Source organism: Corynebacterium sp. NML120713 (assembly GCF_001875735.1).
Lineage (GTDB): Bacteria > Actinomycetota > Actinomycetes > Mycobacteriales > Mycobacteriaceae > Corynebacterium > Corynebacterium pseudogenitalium.
Genome location: NZ_MLCR01000005.1, coordinates 79,226 through 98,298, shown reverse-complemented (window position 1 = coordinate 98,298; position 19,073 = coordinate 79,226). Strand labels below are relative to the sequence as shown.

15 protein-coding genes are annotated in these 19,073 nt (G+C 60.6%); all 15 read right to left on the bottom strand.

What is annotated here, in order from left to right:
* Window positions 1–5 precede the first annotated feature (5 nt).
* The 15 genes from ileS to BJP06_RS00425 all read right to left on the bottom strand — a co-directional run bounded on the left by ileS (window position 6) and on the right by BJP06_RS00425 (window position 19,061).
* Window positions 6–3,194 (bottom strand): isoleucine--tRNA ligase, encoded by a 3,189-nt coding sequence (ileS, locus tag BJP06_RS00495; protein ID WP_071572465.1) that lies wholly within the window; start codon window positions 3,192–3,194, stop codon window positions 6–8.
* Between the two features lie 344 nt (window positions 3,195–3,538).
* A complete protein-coding gene (locus BJP06_RS00490) occupies window positions 3,539–4,555 on the bottom strand; it encodes a DivIVA domain-containing protein (protein ID WP_071572464.1) in 1,017 nt (338 codons plus the stop codon).
* A gap of 273 nt (window positions 4,556–4,828) precedes the next feature.
* Complete coding sequence (locus BJP06_RS00485; protein WP_070478791.1) at window positions 4,829–5,122, bottom strand: YggT family protein; 294 nt, start codon at window positions 5,120–5,122, stop codon at window positions 4,829–4,831.
* 50 nt (window positions 5,123–5,172) lie between these two features.
* Window positions 5,173–5,661, bottom strand: coding sequence for a cell division protein SepF (locus BJP06_RS00480; RefSeq protein WP_070362220.1), 489 nt, complete (start codon window positions 5,659–5,661; stop codon window positions 5,173–5,175).
* A gap of 71 nt (window positions 5,662–5,732) precedes the next feature.
* Entirely contained in the window at window positions 5,733–6,446 is a 714-nt protein-coding gene (locus BJP06_RS00475) for a YggS family pyridoxal phosphate-dependent enzyme (RefSeq protein ID WP_071572463.1), read from the bottom strand.
* The gene (gene pgeF, locus BJP06_RS00470; protein ID WP_071572462.1) at window positions 6,447–7,187 is read right to left on the bottom strand and encodes a peptidoglycan editing factor PgeF; all 741 of its coding nucleotides are present in this window, start codon (window positions 7,185–7,187) and stop codon (window positions 6,447–6,449) included.
* Window positions 7,188–7,196: 9 nt separating this feature from the next.
* Window positions 7,197–8,414, bottom strand: coding sequence for a cell division protein FtsZ (ftsZ, locus tag BJP06_RS00465; protein ID WP_070362217.1), 1,218 nt, complete (start codon window positions 8,412–8,414; stop codon window positions 7,197–7,199).
* Window positions 8,415–8,568: 154 nt separating this feature from the next.
* Complete coding sequence (locus BJP06_RS00460) at window positions 8,569–9,312, bottom strand: cell division protein FtsQ/DivIB (protein ID WP_177224244.1); 744 nt, start codon at window positions 9,310–9,312, stop codon at window positions 8,569–8,571.
* A gap of 1 nt (window position 9,313) precedes the next feature.
* Window positions 9,314–10,801, bottom strand: coding sequence for a UDP-N-acetylmuramate--L-alanine ligase (murC, locus tag BJP06_RS00455; RefSeq protein ID WP_071572461.1), 1,488 nt, complete (start codon window positions 10,799–10,801; stop codon window positions 9,314–9,316).
* 7 nt (window positions 10,802–10,808) lie between these two features.
* Window positions 10,809–11,888 (bottom strand): undecaprenyldiphospho-muramoylpentapeptide beta-N-acetylglucosaminyltransferase, encoded by a 1,080-nt coding sequence (murG, locus tag BJP06_RS00450; RefSeq protein ID WP_071572460.1) that lies wholly within the window; start codon window positions 11,886–11,888, stop codon window positions 10,809–10,811.
* Window positions 11,889–11,921: 33 nt separating this feature from the next.
* Complete coding sequence (locus BJP06_RS00445; RefSeq protein ID WP_071572459.1) at window positions 11,922–13,421, bottom strand: FtsW/RodA/SpoVE family cell cycle protein; 1,500 nt, start codon at window positions 13,419–13,421, stop codon at window positions 11,922–11,924.
* Between the two features lie 43 nt (window positions 13,422–13,464).
* Window positions 13,465–14,880, bottom strand: coding sequence for a UDP-N-acetylmuramoyl-L-alanine--D-glutamate ligase (gene murD, locus BJP06_RS00440; RefSeq protein WP_071572458.1), 1,416 nt, complete (start codon window positions 14,878–14,880; stop codon window positions 13,465–13,467).
* The gene (gene mraY / locus BJP06_RS00435; RefSeq protein ID WP_070478780.1) at window positions 14,877–15,986 is read right to left on the bottom strand and encodes a phospho-N-acetylmuramoyl-pentapeptide-transferase; all 1,110 of its coding nucleotides are present in this window, start codon (window positions 15,984–15,986) and stop codon (window positions 14,877–14,879) included. Before mraY ends, murD begins: the two co-directional genes overlap by 4 nt.
* Before the next feature lie 9 nt (window positions 15,987–15,995).
* Window positions 15,996–17,534, bottom strand: a complete 1,539-nt coding sequence (gene murF / locus BJP06_RS00430) for a UDP-N-acetylmuramoyl-tripeptide--D-alanyl-D-alanine ligase (protein ID WP_071572457.1) — start codon at window positions 17,532–17,534, stop codon at window positions 15,996–15,998.
* A gap of 9 nt (window positions 17,535–17,543) precedes the next feature.
* Window positions 17,544–19,061 (bottom strand): UDP-N-acetylmuramoyl-L-alanyl-D-glutamate--2,6-diaminopimelate ligase, encoded by a 1,518-nt coding sequence (locus BJP06_RS00425; protein WP_070478971.1) that lies wholly within the window; start codon window positions 19,059–19,061, stop codon window positions 17,544–17,546.
* Window positions 19,062–19,073: the final 12 nt, after the last annotated feature.

The window sequence follows — 19,073 nt, the reverse complement described above, 5'->3', positions numbered from 1 at the left end:
GCAAATTACTGCTTAGCAATCGCTGCACTCACACCTTCGTGAATCGTGTGCGCCTCGCCGTTGAGCGTCTCGACGATCTCGAAGGACGTCGCGAGCGTCTCATGCGCGATGTGCTCAGCGTGGCGCTGCGCCCACTCGACCTTGTCGGAAGGTACGCACAGCTGTACCGAGATGCGGTCAGAGACCTCGTAGCCTTCCTGCTTACGAGCATCCTGCAGACCACGAATCACGTCTGCTGCCCAGCCCTCGGCCTCGAGCTCCTCGGTCAGCTCCGTATCGAGCACGACCAGGCCAACGACGTCATCGGTAGCGTCAACCCGAGCGGTGCTCGTCGGGTCCTCAGCCACTAGGCGCTCGGTGTAGAGCTCCGGGGTGAGCACGATGTCGCCGTCGACAACAACGTTTTCGCCTTCACGGACGTAGTTGCCAGCCTTGACGTTCTTGATAGCGCGCTGCACGTCACGGCCCAGGGTCGGACCTGCGACTTTCGCGTTCACGACAACCTCGAAGGAACCAACCGAGTCGACGTCATCAGTCAGCACGACTTCTTTCACGTTGACCTCATCCTTGATCACGGACGCGAAGTCCTGCAGCTGGTCCGAGCCCGCCAGCGCCACCGTGAGCTTCGGCAGTGGCAAGCGGTTGCGCAGCTTCTTCGACTTACGCACCGACGAAGCAGCAGAGCACACCGCGCGCGTTGCATCCATCGCGCTGACCAGTGCAGGGTCCGCCGGGATTGCATCCGCAGACGGGAAGTCCGCCAAGTGCACCGAGCGACCACCGGTCAGACCACGCCAGATGACCTCACTGACGTACGGCAGCAACGGCGCCGTCACACGGGTCAGGATCTCCAGGACCGTGTACAGCGTGTCAAACGCCTCAGGATGCTCCTCCTGACCCGCCCAGAAACGGTCGCGTGACCGGCGCACGTACCAGTTCGTCAGCGAGTCAGCGAAGCGACGGACCTCGTCACATGCGTCCGCGATGCGAGTGTCGTCGAGCGCCTCCTTCACCGCAGCCACGAGGTCATGCGTCTTCGCCAAGATGTAGCGGTCCAGCACATCCTGCGAATCGACGCTGAACTTCGCCTCCTCGGAGGAGTACAACTGCAGGAAGGTGTACGCGTTCCAGATCGGCAGCAACGCGTGGCGCACGCCCTCGCGGATGCCCTGCTCCGTCACGATGAGGTTGCCGCCACGAAGAATTGGCGAAGACATGAGGAACCAACGCATCGCGTCGGAACCATCACGGTCGAAGACCTCGTTGACGTTCGGGTAGTTGCCCTTCGACTTCGACATCTTCAGACCGTCATTGCCCAGCACGATGCCGTGCGCAACGACCTTCTTGTACGCCGGGCGGTCGAAGAGTGCCGTCGCCAAGACATGCTGCACGTAGAACCAACCACGCGACTGGCCCGAGTACTCCACGATGAAGTCCGCAGGCTGACGAGCATCGTGCTCCTCAACATTCTCAAACGGGTAGTGGTACTGCGCAAACGGCATCGAACCAGAATCAAACCAGCAGTCCAACACGTCCGGCACGCGACGCATCATCGACTTCCCGGTCGGATCGTCCGGGTTCGGGCGGACCAGCTCATCAATGTCTGGGCGGTGCAGCGACTTCGGGCGAACGCCGAAGTCCTTCTCCAGCTCTTCGAGCGACCCATAGACGTCCACACGCGGGTACTCCGGGTTATCCGACACCCACGCCGGCACCGGTGAGCCCCAGTAGCGGGTACGCGAAATGTTCCAGTCACGCGCGCCTTCCAACCACTTACCGAACTGGCCGTCGCGAATGTGCGATGGGATCCAGTCGATCTCCTGGTTCAGCTCCACCATGCGGTCGCGGAACTCAGTGACCTTCACAAACCACGCCGGAAGCGCCATGTAGATCAGCGGCTCGCCCGAACGCCAGGAGTGCGGGTAGGAGTGTTCAATCGTCTGGTCACGGACCACGCGCTGCTTCGCACGAAGGTCACGGATGATGTCACGGTTCGCATCAAAAACCAGCTTGCCTGCGTACTCCGGCACCAGCGAGGTGAACTTACCATCGGCATCAACCGGAATCACCAAATCGATGCCGTACTCCTGACAGGTGTACATATCGTCTTCACCGAACGCAGGCGCCTGGTGAACAACGCCCGTGCCGTCCTCGGTGGTCACGTAGTCCGCGTTCAACACCATGAACGCCTTTTCCTGGTCACGGAAGTAGTCGAAGACCGGCTCGTACTCCAAGCCCTCGAGCTCGGAGCCCTTGAAGGTGGCGACAACCTCGCGCTCCTCGCCGAGCTCCTTCGCGTACGCGCCGATGAGCTCCGTCGCCAGCAGCAGCTTCTTGCCGACGACCACCTCTTCACCGTCCGCACCAACACGGACCAGCGAATACTCAACGTCCGGGTGGACCGCAAGCGCCAAGTTCGATGGCAGCGTCCACGGCGTGGTGGTCCAGGCAATCGCAGCTGCGTCGTGCAGCTCAGGGTGCTGCTTCCAGGTCTCCGCAGCAGCAAATCCTTCACGCCCACCCGTAAACGGCATCGTTACGGTTACGGTCGGATCCTGGCGGTTGCGGTAAGAATCATCCAGACGCGTCTCTTGGTTCGACAGCGGCGTATGCTCCGCCCACGAGTACGGCAGCACGCGGAAGCCCTGGTAAATCAGCCCCTTGTCATACAGGGTCTTAAACGCCCACATGACGGACTCCATGTACGGCAGTTCCATCGTCTTGTAGCCGTTATCGAAGTCCACCCAACGAGCCTGGCGAGTCACATACTCTTTCCACTCATCGGCGTAGTGCATCACGGACTTTGCACAGTACTCGTTGAACTGTGCCAGACCCATGTTTTCGATCTCAGCCTTATCCTTGATGCCGAGCTGCTTCTCAGCCTCGAGCTCCGCGGGAAGGCCGTGGCAGTCCCAACCAAACACGCGCGGAACGTAGTAACCAGCCATCGTGCGGTAGCGTGGCGCGATGTCCTTGACGTAGCCCGTCAGCAGGTGGCCGTAGTGTGGCAAACCGTTGGCGAACGGAGGGCCGTCGTTAAACACATATTCTTCGCAGTCTTCGCGCTGCTTCAGCGATGCCTGGAACGTATCATCCTCGTTCCAGTACTTCAGTACCTGCTCCTCCATTTTTGGAAACGCGGCACTTCCCCCGGTCAGATCTACCTTTGGGTAGACACTTCCGACCTTGCTCATCTCCGTCTCTCCTTCACGCACAATGCTTACCTTGTCACAGGGACGCAGCGAACAACGCCACGCGGTACCACCCTGCTTGAAGTCCGCCGTGAGACGAGCTTCCGCTTCATTTGCGGTGAAAGAAATAACGCTTCCTAATTACGTCCGGTTCTACTAAGCAATAGCGCACTGTAGCGCAACAGCTGTTCTTCCGGAAACGCTCCCCGATGATGGTCGGATCATCACGCGCTACCGCACCACCAGGTGGTGAAGCACGTAGCTTGTCTCATTCTAGCCCTTTGTCCCCCAGAAATGGCAACAACCACCACTCACCGCAGTGAATGGTGGCTGATGTTTGAAAGAAACTACTTATTGCCAGCGTCGCCGCTCGGAGCGGACGTGCCACGGGTCTCAAGCTCCTCCAGCTGGGACTCGAGCAGTGTGCGCAGGCGAGTGCGGTACTCGCGCTCGAAGGTACGCAGCTCAGCGATGCGGTTCTCGAGGGCGGTCTGCTGCTGCTTCACCGTGTTCATGATCTCGGTGTGCTTACGCTCAGCCTCGGTGCGCAGCTTCGTTGCCTGCTCCTCAGCCTGGCGAATCTGCGCCTCAGCGCGCGAGTTAGCTTCGTTGGTGGTTTCCTCAGCCTTCTTCTCGGCGTCTACAACGAGCTGCTGTGCACGAGCCTCAGCCGACTGCTTCGTCTCAGCAGCCTTACGCTCAGCCGCCTGGATCTGCTCGCGGGAGTGCGTCTCTGCCTCAGACAGCTGCTTCTTCGAGCGTGCCTCTGCATCTGCCAGCTGACGCTCTGCGGAACCACGGGCCTCGTCGAGCATCGAGCGGGCCTCTGCCTGCGCGTCGTTGGTGAGGCGATCTGCCATCTCCTGCGCGAGCCCAAGCACCTTCGCCGCCTGCATGTGTGTATCGGCGGATGCTGCATTCTGGTCGACAGCCGCAGCCTGCTGCGGTGCAACGGCAGCCTTTGGCGCCTGCTTAGCCTGCTTTGCAGCCTGCTCCGCGTCCTGACGAGCCTTTGCAGCTTCCTGCTTCGCAGCCTGAGCGTCCTTCTCAGCCGCTACCTTTGCCTCCTGCGCAGCACGGAGCTTCTGCTCGTACTCAGCACGAACCTTCTTCTCAACTCGCTTTTCAATCTCAGCTTCGTCGACATCGCTGGACGCGGCCGCAGGAGCAACCGGGGCAGCAGACCCACCAGCACCGAGCTCTTCGACACGGGCCCGAAGGTCATCGTTCTCATCTTGCAGTTGCGCAAGCGTGTCTTCCACGAGGTCCAGGAACTGGTCAACCTCGTCCTCGTTGTAGCCCCGCTTACCAATTGGTGGTTTGCTGAAAGCGACATTGTGCACGTCTGCTGGTGTCAGCGGCATTGGCGTTCCCTTCGATGTCGATATTGTGTCCGCAATGTCGCGAACACAGATTGCCTCCCACGCTACGGGAAGCGAACCCTAAAATCTAATAGTTCGTCATTCTTTTATCGATCCATAGTAACGCATAGGTTCACACGCACCAGGCATCACCGCCAGTTATACCCCTTTTCTGCCCCCGATGCCCAATAATTGATGTCGATCCGGGCATAAATTACGGGAAAATTAAGCAAAAAAGGCACCTACCAATGTAGGTGCCTCAATCCAAGCTCACTACTACAACATGGTGACCCGTACCAGCATCTGGAGCAGCATAATCGCCACGAACAGTACGATCACACTGACGTCTATCCCAACGCCGCCACTCATACGCATGGGCGGAATGAGTTTGCGGAAGAACTTCACAGGCGGGTCCGTGACCACGAACATGCCTTCCGCAACGACCATAAACCAACTTGGTGGATCAAACTGCTTCGAGAAGGATTGCACCATCTCGACAATGATGCGGATGACCACAATCAGGGAGTACAACCCAAGCGCGGCGTAAAGAATTGCTCCGAATAAAGACACGGGTCACACACTACCTGTTCTTCTTGATGTTTCGCAGAGCTGGACGTCGATTAGCGAAGACGCGCTGTGTGCTGCAGCTCAACTTCGGTCAAACGAGCGTTTTCCGGAACGATCGCAAAGACTCGTCGGCGGGTCTCAACGCCCCTGCTCAGGTTATACATGTTGCCACGAAGTGCGAAGCACAGACCAGCGGCAAAGTCGACGATGCGCTTTGCATCGTGGGGGTCGAGATCCGTCAGCTCCATAATCACGGCATCGCCATCACGGAACGGCTCGCCGATATCCTTCGCATCGTTGTAATTGCGCGGAGCAGTGGACACGACCTGTGGGGTGTAGGACTTCGGTGCGCGATCCGCGTAGTCACGGGTAGCTGAGGAACGGTAGCGGTCCTCGCTGCCGTACTCAGATGTGCGCGAAGGCCTCGTCGATTCCTCGCGAGTGTTCTCGCGCTCGTCGTACTGCACTTCATCGAAGTAGGGGTCATCTTCGTTGAACGGGCCAAGACCGAAAAATTCTTTCGCGCTGCCGATAATAGACATCTGGGTGCTCCTCGTTTGTTGCCTGTGCTGACGGGGCAGAAATTACCTCTATGTAATTCCGGATTAGGTTTTTAGACTACGGGCCTCGGCCCCATCACCGCCGTTCCGACACGCACGACATCCGAGCCATGCGCGATGGCTTCTTCAAAGTCCGCGGACATCCCCGCCGAGAAACGCAGGGGCCGCCCAAGCTTGGCCGCGTAGGTGTCTCGCAGCTCGCGGACCTGGTCGAATACCTCGCTGGCGTTTGCATCTAGCGGTGGCACAACCATAAACCCGTCGAACTGGAGGTGCTCAGCCCCCTCGAGCGCTTCAACCAACTCGGCGATCTTCTCCACCGCGACACCGCCACGGCTTTCGTCGCCGTCGGCAGAAACCTGAACAAGACACGGCAGGATTTCGGACGTCCGATCACCCCGCTCAAGGGCGAGCGCCATGCCACGCTCGAGTCCCTTCGCCAACTTCAAGGAATCCACCGAGTGGACCTCACTCGCCCATCGTGCCACTGCGTTCGCCTTCTTCGACTGGATCTGCCCGATCATCGCGATACCACAGTCGACCCCGTGCTCGCGCAGAGTCGCAACCTTGGCGCTCGCTTCCTGCTCTCGGTTCTCCCCCACCAAGCGAATACCTTCCGCGGCAAGCACCTCAATCGACGAGCACGGGTGAAACTTCGTCACTGGCAGCAATTCCACGCTTCCCGGCTCGCGCCCCGCGGCATGCTCCGCGGAGCGGATACGTTCCTGCACCTTGGCAAGGTTGCTTGCAATATCAGTTGTGCTCATTTATTTCACTCCAGTTAGCCAAATAACGCCTGCCTGGCGCCCAGTTGTGGATTCTCTCCGGTACGAGAAGAAGTCCTCGTCCGCGATGGTATCGCGCGGATCTACGTCAATTCGCTGCACACCGAGCTCAGTGAGCTGGCGCCGAATACCGGCACGGATGTCAAGCCCAGTGGTACCTGCATGCGTAGTGGTCCGGGAGCCTGGCAGCTTGCGCTCAACATCCGCTGCCATATCAGCAGGCACTTCGTATGACGCTCCCGCAGCAGCAGGGCCGAGCAGCGCCTGCATCTGTGAAGGCTGAGCACCCAGGTCACGCATTGTTTCAACGGTCTTCTTCACGATGCCGTTTCGCGCCCCAAGACGCCCAGCGTGCACCGCGGCAATCACTCCAGCGACGGGGTCCGCCAACAGCACCGGTGTACAGTCAGCGACCAGCACGCACAAGGCGAGGTTCGGGGTCGTGGTTACGATGGCGTCAGTAGCTTCGACAGGCTCAGACTGCGGCCCGTCTACTACTGTCACGTTCGGCGTGTGGAGCTGCTCCATCCACACGAAGCGCCCCGCATCAACCCCGAGCAGCGACGCCAACCGCGCGTGGTTCGCGCGTACAGCCTCCGGGTCATCCCCGACGTGCAGCGCAAGATTGAAAGAGTCATATGGGGACGACGACGCCCCGCCCGCACGGCTTGTAAACACCATGCGGACGGGGCGTTGTTCTACGTCGAGAAGAGAGTCAGTCATGCTCCCAGACTAACGCAAGAAATCAGGGACATCGACGTCAAAATCATCGCCGCCGCGCTCCTCGCGTCCACGACGCTCATAGGAGGATTCGGACTCCCCGCCGGTGAAGAGGCCCGAGCGGTGCGGCTCGTAGCGGTGACGCGCCTGGTAGGAGTCGTCGCGTTCCGTCTCCGGAGCGCGATCCTCAAACAGCGAACCACGCGATGGAGACGGCGCCGCGCCTTCTTCCGCCGATGCGGCTGCAGCATCGACCGGCTGCTGGGCATCCGGGCGAGCGTTGGCCTTCTCGTCGAAGCCAGTTGCGATAATCGTGACGCGCACCTCATCACCGAGGTTGTCGTCGATGATCGTGCCGAAGATGATGTTCGCGTCGTCGTCTGCCTTCTCTTCGACGATGGACGCTGCGGCACTCGTCTCGTTCAGGCCGAGATCGGAACCACCAGCAACGGAAATGAGCACGCCCTTCGCGCCCTCCATCGTGGTTTCCAGCAGTGGCGAGTTGATCGCCTGCTCCATCGCATTCATCACGCGGTTTTCACCGCGGGAGGAGCCGACGCCCATCAGGGCGGAGCCGGCGTCGGCCATCACCGAGCGCACGTCTGCGAAGTCGACGTTGATCATGCCCGGAATGGTGATTAGGTTCGTAATGCCCTGAACACCGTTGTAGAGCACCTCATCCGCAGCGCGGAATGCATCCATCATGGACAGGTCCGAGTCACCCAGCTGCAGCAGTCGATCGTTCGGAATGACAATGACGGTGTCGCACACTTCCTTCAGATTCGCGATACCCTCGAGCGCCTGACGGGTGCGCCGCTTGCCCTCGAACGTGAACGGACGGGTGACAACGCCAATGGTCAGCGCACCCATCTTCTTCGCGATACCCGCGACAACTGGTGCAGCGCCAGTACCCGTACCGCCGCCCTCGCCAGCGGTCACGAAGACCATGTCCGAGCCCTTCAGCGACTCTTCGATTTCCTGCTTGTGGTCCTCAGCAGAGGTCCGGCCAACCTCAGGGTTTGCACCGGCGCCAAGTCCGCGAGTCGCCTCACGCCCGATGTCGAGCTTGGTGTCTGCATCCGTAAAGAGCAGTGCCTGCGAGTCCGTGTTGATCGCAACGAACTCCACACCTTTCAGGCCCTCTTCGATCATGCGGTTGACAGCGTTAACGCCACCGCCACCGACACCGACGACGCGGATCATGGCGAGGTAGTTTGCGGGAGAGGTCATGGGTAGTGTCTCGCCTTTCAAAACTTCTTATAACTTCAACAATTGCGGTAACGCATCCCATCATGGGCGAAAACAAGAAAAAATTTATTGTTTCCCTCGGCGTGTCTCGACCCTAAACCTTTACTTTAGGGTTTTGACCTGGGGTTTTACACCGCTACCGCGCGGTAATCAGCTCCGGATTAGAAATATTGAACTCGGCGCCCTCGCGTTGCAAAACGGTTTCAAAGGCCAGTGACTTATTCGCATTGTCTTCTGAGGCGCCCCACACCACGCGGCGGTTGTCGTGTAACCGCAGCACGAATGAGTAGCGGCCATTCGCCTCCAAAGCGGCAACTTGCGCACGCGCACCACTGCTTATCGACGCCGCGATCGCCACAGCTTCCCGCATCTGCTCCTTGTTCTCGACGTCGACCCCCACGAGCTCCATCGCCCCAACCGGCGGTTCAGCGATCAGAAAATCCTTGCCCTCAGTATCGATCAGATGCGCCCCGTCCGGCTGCTGCAAGTACGCCACTGCGACACGCTCTTTCAGATCGACCCGCACAGTGCTTGGCCAGTCGCGGTGCACCGTGACAACGTCCACCCACGGGTCCTGCACGATGTTCTCAGCAGCACGGCGCACCTTGACCAGCCCCATAGGCGTGCCCAGCTCAATGTCGGACTGGGCTTGCACTGCCTCGGGCGTGAGCACGTCGTTGCCATCAACAACCACACCCTTCACCGGCATCAACGGTGTAAACGGCAACGCAATTCCGCACACAGCGAGACCAGCGATGACAGCTCCCGCGATAGCGAAGCGACGCTTGCGCTTGCTCTTGCTACGCGTTTGAGCGTCCTCATCACCAAACTCGTCGAGGTGGTCCGACTCGAAGGCTTCATGCTCTGTCTGCTCTGTCACACTAAACCTCCGCCTGCCGAAGTTGCGCGAGGATCTCATCGGCGAGCATTGTCACCGACCCAGCGCCCATCGTTAGGATGACGTCCCCAGGACGAACCATTGATGCCAGTGTCACCGGTACTGCGAGGAAATTGGGCTCAAGCACTACCGGCACCGAGCTATCCATCTTGTCAGTAATGAGCCTGCTGGTCACATCTTCAACGGGCGCTTCGCGTGCGCCGAAGATGTCCAGCACCATGACGACATCCGCGAGTGAGAGGGCGTCAGCAAACTCTTGGGCAAAGTTCTGTGTGCGCGAGTACAGGTGCGGTTGGAAGCACACAACGACGCGCGCACCCTTGCCCTCAGACTCGACTTTCTCCCGCGCCGCCGTCAACACAGCGGTGACCTCGGTTGGGTGGTGCGCGTAGTCGTCGTAGACACGGGTACCTGCGAACGGCCCGTCCTCTACGAGGCCCTTAAACTCGAAGCGGCGCCGGACACCGGAGAACCCGCTCAGCCCCGCTGCGATCCGTTCAGGTTCCGCACCCGCCAGCGTCGAGGACAACAGCGCGGCCAAGGAGTTGAGCACCATGTGGCGGCCAGGGATCGACAGGCGGTAGGAGTACTCAGCAGATGTGCCACCGGTGTTGAGTCGAGCACGCACGTCGACGTAGGAGCCGTCGATACGCTCTTCTACAACTACTGCACCTGCGGGAATATCTGGGTGCGCTGCAGCCGCTGCTTCAGTGCCGTAGCCGACGACGTTGATGCCGCGCTGCAATGCGCGCTCACCACAGCTTGCAGCGTGCTCGTCATCCATACAAACGACGAGGAAACCGCCGGGCTGCACGCGATCAGCGAAGTCGTCGAACACCTTGAAGTATGCCTCGTGCGTGCCGAAGTAGTCCAGGTGGTCAGGCTCAATGTTGGTGATAACGGCGATATTTGGCTTGTAGCGAAGCAACGAAGCATCGGACTCGTCCGCCTCCGCCACGAAAATATCGCCCGCACCGTGGTGGGCATTGGTGCCGGCTTTGTTGAGCTGGCCACCAATCGCAAAGGAAGGGTCCTCCCCCGCAGCCTGCAACGCCACCACGGTCATGGACGTCGTGGACGTCTTGCCGTGTGTGCCTGCTAGCAGGAGCTGCGTGTAACCGTCCATCAACTCGCCGAGCAGATCTGAGCGGCGAATCACAGGAATTCCCTCCTCCTTCGCACGCACCAACTCCGGATTATCTTTCGGAATCGCAGCAAAGCTGGTGACCACGACGGTCGGAAGTTGCCCCGTCAGCTCGAGGTTCGCGGCGTCGTGTCCGACTGCGACCTGTGCACCTTGCGAGCGCAACGCACGCACTGGACGGGAGTCTTTCACATCGGACCCGGTCACGACTGCCCCGCGGTCAAGCAGGATGTGGGCGACACCGCTCATGCCAGCGCCACCGATTCCGACCAGATGTACGCGGGAAAGATCCACAGAACCAGGCGCGGTGGTGTGTTCGGAAGACATGACGGTGTTACTCCTTTGTGATAGTCGCAATGATCCGTGCAGCGAGATCTTCTGCCACACTACCCGCGCCAGAGTGCTCGAGCGCTTCTCGCATGCGCTGCATTTGCTCTGGCCGACCCAAAATCTCGTTGACGCTGCGGGCAAGCGCGTCTGGGGTGAGCTCGGCGTCATCGATACGCATTGCCGCCCCGGTAGCTACCAGGTGCGCCGAGTTAAGCCCCTGTTCGCCGTTGCCGTGCGGCAGTGGGATGTAAACGGCTGGCAGGCCAGCGGCTGAGTTTTCCGCCACGGTCATAGCGCCGGAGCGGCACACAACCATGTCCGCCACGGCATACGCAGCTTCCATGTCGTCGATGTACGGCACCGCCGTGTAGCCTTCGTGTGGCTTCGGGGCGTCGTTCTTTCTGCCGTAGGCGTGCAACACCTGGTACCCGCGCGCCGTGATGTCCTCGATAGCCCCGGCAACAGCCCGGTTGATGCTCACCGCGCCCTGGGACCCACCGGTAATCAGAACCACCGGCTTGTCCGGATCAAGGTCCCACATCTTGTACCCACGCTGCGCTTTCGCTCCATCCGTATCGACGCCCACTCCCGGACGCACCGGGATCCCCACGACATCACCCGGCATCCCCGAGTTCGCTACGGCGTTAATCCCGACACCACCTAGCTTGACGCCAAGCTTATTGGCCATGCCCGCCAACGCGTTCGTTTCCAAGACGAAAAATGGTAGGCGCAACGATGCCGCGGCAAGGTACGCAGACGCCGACACATAGCCACCCGTACCGAAGACTGCCTCAGCCTTCGAATCCTTCATCACCTTCCGTGTTTGGTGCACGGAACGCGCAAGTTTGAACGGCACGCCAAGAAGCTTCCATGGCTTCTTGCGCGGGATCGGCACGGGGTCAATGAGTTGAAGGGCGAAGCCGCGCGCGGGGACGATAGTGGTTTCCAGTCCACGCTCAGTTCCGAGCGCAATCACATTTGCGCCGTACTGTTCACGAAGCACCTCGCCTACCGCGAGTGCCGGTTCAATATGGCCCGCGGTGCCTCCCCCTGCGAGCACCACTGTGTGCTGGGTCTTGTCCATGATGGATCCCGTCCTTTCCTTTTCGACGGCCACCTAACGGTACCGGCGTCGCTCTGATTGGTTCGGTCGTGGTCTCCGTTGCGTTACCTCGACATTCCTCGTGGGCCGGGGCGAGTGCCGCTGAGCACGGTCGTCTGGGGCAACTCGGTGAACAACAGGCACTCCGTACCGTTGCTCTCGGCGTGACTGCTCATATATGTGAGTTCGCCCCGCGCGAGTCGCGCGCAGCTGCGCCGTCGCCTTCGGCTCCGGGACGAACAGCATTCTGTCGAAGCGTGGGCGCCCATAGTTCTGCATGGCCGAGACTGCGTCGGGCTCGTGGCGGGCAATGGAGGCCAGCATGCCCATCGACCACAAGGTAATCACTGCCGAGGTACCACCGGCGGACAACATCGGCAGCTGAATACCCGTCACCGGCACAAGGCCGACGACGTACCCGATGTTAATGAACGCCTGCGAAACTACGCCCGCTGTTAACGAGGCAGCGGCGAGTCCCTGGAACGATGTCTGTGCGCGTTGCGCAGTGCGCAAACCGAAGTAGCCAAGGGCAGCAAACAGGGCGATCACCATAATGCCGCCCCACATACCAAGCTCTTCACCAATGACGGCGAAGATGAAGTCGTTTCGTGCCTCTGGGAGGTAGAACCACTTCGCGCGGGACTGTCCGAGGCCGACGCCGAAGAGGGAGCCGTCGGCAAGAGAAAGGAATCCTTGGTGCGTCTGGAAGGCAGCACCGCGAGTATCGCTGAAGTTTCCGAACAGCGCCTCGAAGTAGACGTGGAAGCGTTGCGAGCGGAAGCCTCCAAGCAGGAACAACACAACCGCTGCAGCACCGATGAGCCCGCAGAGGATGCCAATGGCCTTGAGCGGGAAGCCTGCGAACCACAGCACAAAGATCACGATGGCGGCAAACGACATCGTCATGCCGGCGTCACCCTGCTTCGCAATCAGGAGGATGCACACGCCCGCGCCAAGCAAGAACTGTGCGGTCGGCGACTGCCACGCAGGCGCCGATGCTGGCGGCTGCTTCTTCGACAGCACCGCAGCACCCCAAATTGCAATAGCCACACGGGCGAACTCAGAAGGCTGCATCGTCAACGAGCCGAACATCAGCCACGATTGCGAACCGACTTCCTCACGCCCGGTGCCGATTAGCAGCACCAGTACCAGCAGGAACACCGCGAAGAGGAATAGTGGCGTGGCCAGCTTCCGGATGCGCTCGGGCGGGACCAACAGCGAAACCCAAAACAAGACAAGGCCCGCCAGCACCATCAGGGATTGCCGAAGCGCAGTCGACCACACGCTGCTCGAAGCAGCGAACGATGACGCCATCGACGAGCTCATCACCATCACGACGCCCAACGCAGCCAGCACCAGCACCACGGTCCGAATCACGGTGTAGTCAATGAGGGGCCGCTGCTCAAGCGCCGCAATGAACGACGTATGTGCCCGGCCCAGTGCGCTTTGAGGCACGTCGCGGGTGCCAGTCTTTGGCGCACGCGCCGGCGGTTGCTGTCGACGATTTCGCTTCATGGCACCTCATTACCCTTCGCTTCGAACACTGCTGTGTCTCAAGTTACTGTAGTGAAAAGTGTCGCCTGGCGGCCGCACGAAACGCGTCGCCGCGCGCAGACATACCCGGATACATGTCCAGGCTCGCGGCAGCCGGTGCCAGCACAACGCTATCGCCAGGCTGCGCATGCTCTCCAGCAAAGCGAGCCACGGCATCCATTGCCACCTCGGGGTCAGTCGAGTCAGTCGCAAAGATAGGCAGGTCAGGTGCCAGCCGCTTGACGGCGTCGTATATTTCCATGCGGTCGACCCCAAGCAGCGCTACGGCACGCATGTGCCCCACATGTTTTTCGACGACCTCATCAATCGCAGCGCCCTTCAGCTGACCACCTGCAACCCACACGACGGTGCCCGCCCCGGTCAACGCCGAATCAGCCGCGTGCGGGTTCGTCGCCTTCGAGTTGTCGATCCACCGAACGCCGTTCGCCTCGTGGACCACGGCTCCGCGATGCCCCGCAACGTGGAAGCCTGCGAGTGCTTCACGAATCTCAGAGGGTGTCGCACCACACAGCAACGCCACGGCAGCGGCGGCGCCTGCGTCCAGCACGCCTGCAGCACCCGCGGGTTCAATGCCATTCGTATCTGCCAGTTCAAGGACCGAGCCGTCGCGGCGCGCAACGAGCTTGCCGTCGATAACACCGACCTGGCCCTCTTCGGGCTGGCCGAGCGTAAAACCGAAGAATTGCTTGCGGTCATTCTGTGCCACGATCGCTTGCACGTGCTCGTCATCGATGCCGACCACGGCGTTGGGAGCTTTGAGCACCTTCGCCTTCGCAGCCGCGTACGCCTCGAATGAGCCGTGCCAGTCAATGTGGTCGTCCGCAAGGTTGAGTAGAACTGCCGCGTTGGGAACGAGCTGGCTCGACCAATGCAACTGGAAACTGGACAGCTCGGCCACGAGCACATCGACACGCTGGGGATCCACCACCGCGTCAGCCACGGCGGTACCGATGTTTCCGCACGCCAGCGCACGCTTACCAGTGCGGGCAGATGCCTCCTGCATCATGGCTGCGAGCATGCCAGTGGTGGTGGTTTTACCGTTCGTGCCTGTCACAACGAGCCACTCGCGCGGTGGCCCGAACACGCCCGCGCGATCCAACCGGTAGCACAGCTCGACATCACCGATGACATCGAGTTGGGCCGAGGCGGCGTCGACAAGCAGCGGCGTGTCGGGCCTCCACCCTGGAGACGTCACTACTACCCCGACCTCACCGAAGTACTCGTGTGCCAGCTGCGTATCGACGGCCCGCACTCCCCACGTGCGCTCAGCGAACTCGCGGTTTTCCTCGCTGTCGTCCGCGACGATGCATGGAACGCCGACCTGCTGGAGCATGCCGAGCACCCCTCGGCCCGAAACGCCCGCACCAGCCAGCAGCACGCCGCAGGAAATCTCTGCGGGGATCACACTCGTATCGGTCATGACAGCGTCACTCCGTTCTGTGTGAGCCACTCACCGTAGAAAATTGCGGTGCCGAGCGCGACCGCCATCGCAGCGATGAGCCAGAAACGCACAACCACGGTTGTCTCCGCCCAGCCTCCTTGCTCAAAGTGGTGGTGGAACGGCGCCATCCGGAACACGCGCTTGCCGGTGGACTTAAACGATGCCACCTGGATGACCACCGAGGCTGCCTCGAGCACGAAGAGTGCGCCGATGATGATCATCAGAAGCTCGGTCTTGGAAGCCACTGACAGGCCCGCTACGAGGCCACCGAGCGCCAGCGAACCCGTATCACCCATGAAAATCTTGGCCGGGGACGCGTTCCACCACAGGAATCCAACGCAGGCACCGAAGCCTGCAGCCGCAAGCACCGCCAAGTCAAGCGGGTCGCGGACGTTGTAGCAGCCCGCTGCCAGCGCTGCCTCGCAAGAGTTCCGGAACTGCCAGAACGTGATCATGGTGTACGCGGCCATCACCAGAGCAGTCGTACCAGCGGCCAGCCCGTCGAGCCCGTCGGTGAGGTTCACCGCGTTCGACCAAGCAGCCAGCAGAATGTAGATAAAGATCAGGAACAGAATTGCGCCAAGGATTCCACCGCCGACCGCGATGTCAATCGTTTCGATATCGCGCACAAAACTCAGCAGGGTCGAGCCTGGCGTCAAGCCGTTCTCGTCAGGAAATCGCGTGATCAGCAGGCCGAAAACAATCGCAATTGCAAACTGGGACACAAGCTTCGCGGTCTTGTTCAAACCGAGATTGCGCTTCATGAAGAGTTTAATGCCGTCGTCGGCAAGCCCGACCAAGCCAAGCGCCAATGTCAAGCCCAACACGATGACGCCGCTCGCGGTAAACGCCGCGTGGTTAGTGGCCAGCGCGACAATCGAGCTAGCCAAATAGCCCAGTGTGATCGCGAGCAAAATAGCGATGCCACCCATCGTTGGGGTGCCGCGCTTCCGCGCGTGCGACTGCGGCCCGTCCTCCCGAATTTCCTGGCCGATCTCGCGGCGGTGGAAATACCGAATCAACAAAGGTGTGACAAAAATGGAAACGAGGAAGCTAATAACTCCTGCGACAATTACTTGAATCATGTGAGACTGCTACCTTGCTTCATTCTCATTGGTTGACTTACTTTGACTGTCAAGCGTACGGGTGCGCATGAGTTGTTCAGCCACCACCCACAACTTTTGGGCGTTCGACGCTTTGACCAGCACCACTGCTGGCGGGGGTGTGGCAGTGGCAATCGTAGCTTCGACAGCGTTGCTTGCCTCGGCACTATCGGCAACAGACTGTGTGGCGATGCCCTGCTGCTGTGCCGCTTGCGCCAGCGATTCCATCGCGTCACTTTGCCCCACTGCTACAAGGTCCGTGATGTTGTGCTTTACCAGTTCTGCGGCCAGCTCGGCGTGGGCTGACGCGGACTCCTCGCCGAGCTCGCCCATCTCACCGAGCACCGCAATCGATCGCGCCCCCGGGTGTGCGGCAGCCGTCGACGCAAGCGCTGCGATACCGGCACGCATCGATTCAGGGTTTGCGTTGTACGCGTCGTTAATGACAGTCACGCCATCCTCGCGGGTGCGCACATCCATGCGGTTCACGGATACGGTCCGTGCCTGGCTCAGCGCTGCCGCGATCGCTTCAGGCTGCATGCCCGCGCCGAAACCGACTGCCGCCGCAGCAAGCGCGTTGCCAACCTGGTGGGCGCCGTGCACACCCAGGCGAACTCGGTGCTGTTGCCCGTCTGGCGTGTGCATCACAAACGATGCTCGGGCAACCTCGTCCAATGAGATGTCCGTAGCAAAAAAGTCTGCTTCGGGCGATCCCTCAGCCGAAAACATCCACACCTTCGCAGTTGTGCGGGGACGCATACCTGCAACAAATGGGTCATCGGCGTTCAAGATGGCGATTCCACCGTGATCCGCATCAGGGAGTGATTCGACTAACTCGCCCTTCGCCTGAGCAATCGCCTCGCGCGAGCCAAACTCCCCAAGGTGTGCGGAGCCAACGTTGAGCACCACGCCGATTGATGGCGGGGCAATCTTTGCAAGATGCGCGATGTGCCCAATGCCCCTCGCGGACATCTCCGCCACCAAAAACGCCGTCTCCTGTGTGCAGCGCAGCACCGTGTACGGGTGACCAATCTCGTTATTAAAGGAACCCGGAGGAGCCACGGTCTCGCCTTTGTGGCGAAGCACCGCAGCGATCAGGTCTTTCGTCGAGGTCTTCCCCGCCGAACCGGTCACGCCGACAATTGTGAGTCCGTGTTCGCGAACTAGGCTGCGAGCCACGTGCGCTGCGAGCTTCGAAAGCCCCGCGACAACACCGAGTGCACTGCCCGTTGGGTCGCTCGCGGCCAAGTCAGAGTTGTCATCTGGCCGAACCTCGGCGCACGGAACGATCACCGCAGGAGCACCCACGTCGCGCGTGGTTATGGCGACTACCGCGCCCTGCTCCAATGCCGTGCCGACGAAGTCGTGTCCATCAACCCTCGCGCCTTTCAGCGCAAGGAAAAGGTCGCCCTCAGACACCTTCCGCGAATCAAACTCGACGCCACCCGATACTTTCACCTCGGGGTCCGCCTCCTTCGACAGCGTTCCCCCGACGATCTCGGCGATCTCACCCAACGAACATGCAATCATTATCTACTGTTACCTCGCGAAAGTTTCTAGGGCGCGACGCATCTCTTCCCGATCATCGAAGTGGTGCGTCGTAGTGCCAACAATCTGGCCGACTTCATGCCCCTTGCCAACGACAATGACCGCATCGCCCGGCTGTGCCCACTGCACCAAAGCGTCAATCGCCGCAGCGCGGTCGCCGATTTCACGCACCTCCGGGTGGTGGGGAGCATCCGCGAGTTCCAATGCACCACGCAGCACCTCCGCGCGGATCGATGCTGGGTCCTCTGTACGCGGGTTATCATCAGTCACCACTACGAAGTCAGCACGCTGCGCAGATTCGCGGCCCATGATGACGCGTTTCGACGCATCCCTGTCCCCGCCGGCGCCAACAGCAATGCCGACGCGTCCAGCCACTTGCTTTCGGAGCGTATCCAGCACGGCTGCGATGGCCGCAGGCTTATGCGCGTAGTCCACGACTGCAACAAACGGTTGCCCGCAGTCGATGCGTTCCATACGTCCAGGGACCTGCGCTTTTGATAGGCCCTTCATGAATGCATCTACATCAACGTCGGCGGTGTACGCCATAGCGGTTGCCAAGGCAGCGTTAGCCACGTTGAACGCGCCCGGCATTTGCAGCGTCAACGTGTGGGTCGAAGTGGGCGTCGATAAGGAAATCTCTTGCGCGCCAGTCTTGTCTGCGGACAGCTGCTTCGCGCTCACGTCGACCCCAGCCTGGCCGTGGGTGCCAACGCGAACCGGGTGCTGTGCCCGGTCAGCCATGCGCTCGCCCCACTCGTCATCGACGCAAACTACCGCGCGTTTCGCGGCACTGCGCGACGTCGGGTCAAAGAAGAGCGCCTTCGCCTCAAAGTACTCCTCCATTGTTTTATGGAAGTCCAGGTGATCCTGGCTCAGGTTTGTAAACCCAGCGACATCGAAAGACGTGCCACTCACCCTGCCAAGCATGAGCGCGTGGGAAGAAACCTCCATCACTACGTGCGTCACTCCAGCCTGCAGCATGCGGCGGAACAGAGCCTGCAGCGTCGGGGCTTCCGGGGTAGTCAGGGACGTTGGAACGTACTCGCCGAGAATCTTCGTGCCGGTGGTGCCAATCAGACCAACCTTCGCTCCTGCTGCCTCAAGCCCCTTCTCCAGCATGTACGTCACGGTAGTCTTGCCAGACGTGCCGGTAACCCCGAGCAGCGTCATGTGCTCGGATGGGTGACCATACACCTCGGCTGACACATCCCCGAGAACTTCGCGAACGTCTTCGACGACCAGCACCGGCCGCGTTTCCCCTTGGCCCTCGAGGATCTTCGCGCCTGCATTGTCAGTAAAGATGGCGCCCGCTGGGCACTGCTTTGCAAACGTTGCTCCATGCACACGGGTGCCGGGCAAAGCTGCGAACAGTCCGCCTGGGGCAATCTTCGACGAATCGAGTGCAATCTCTTCAATGTGCAGCGGCTGATCTGGGGCGTTGTGGAGCGTCCCACCAGACAGCGCTGCGAGCGCCTCCAGGGTAGGCGCGTTCGGTGTTGTCTGCGTCATGTCATTCATTGT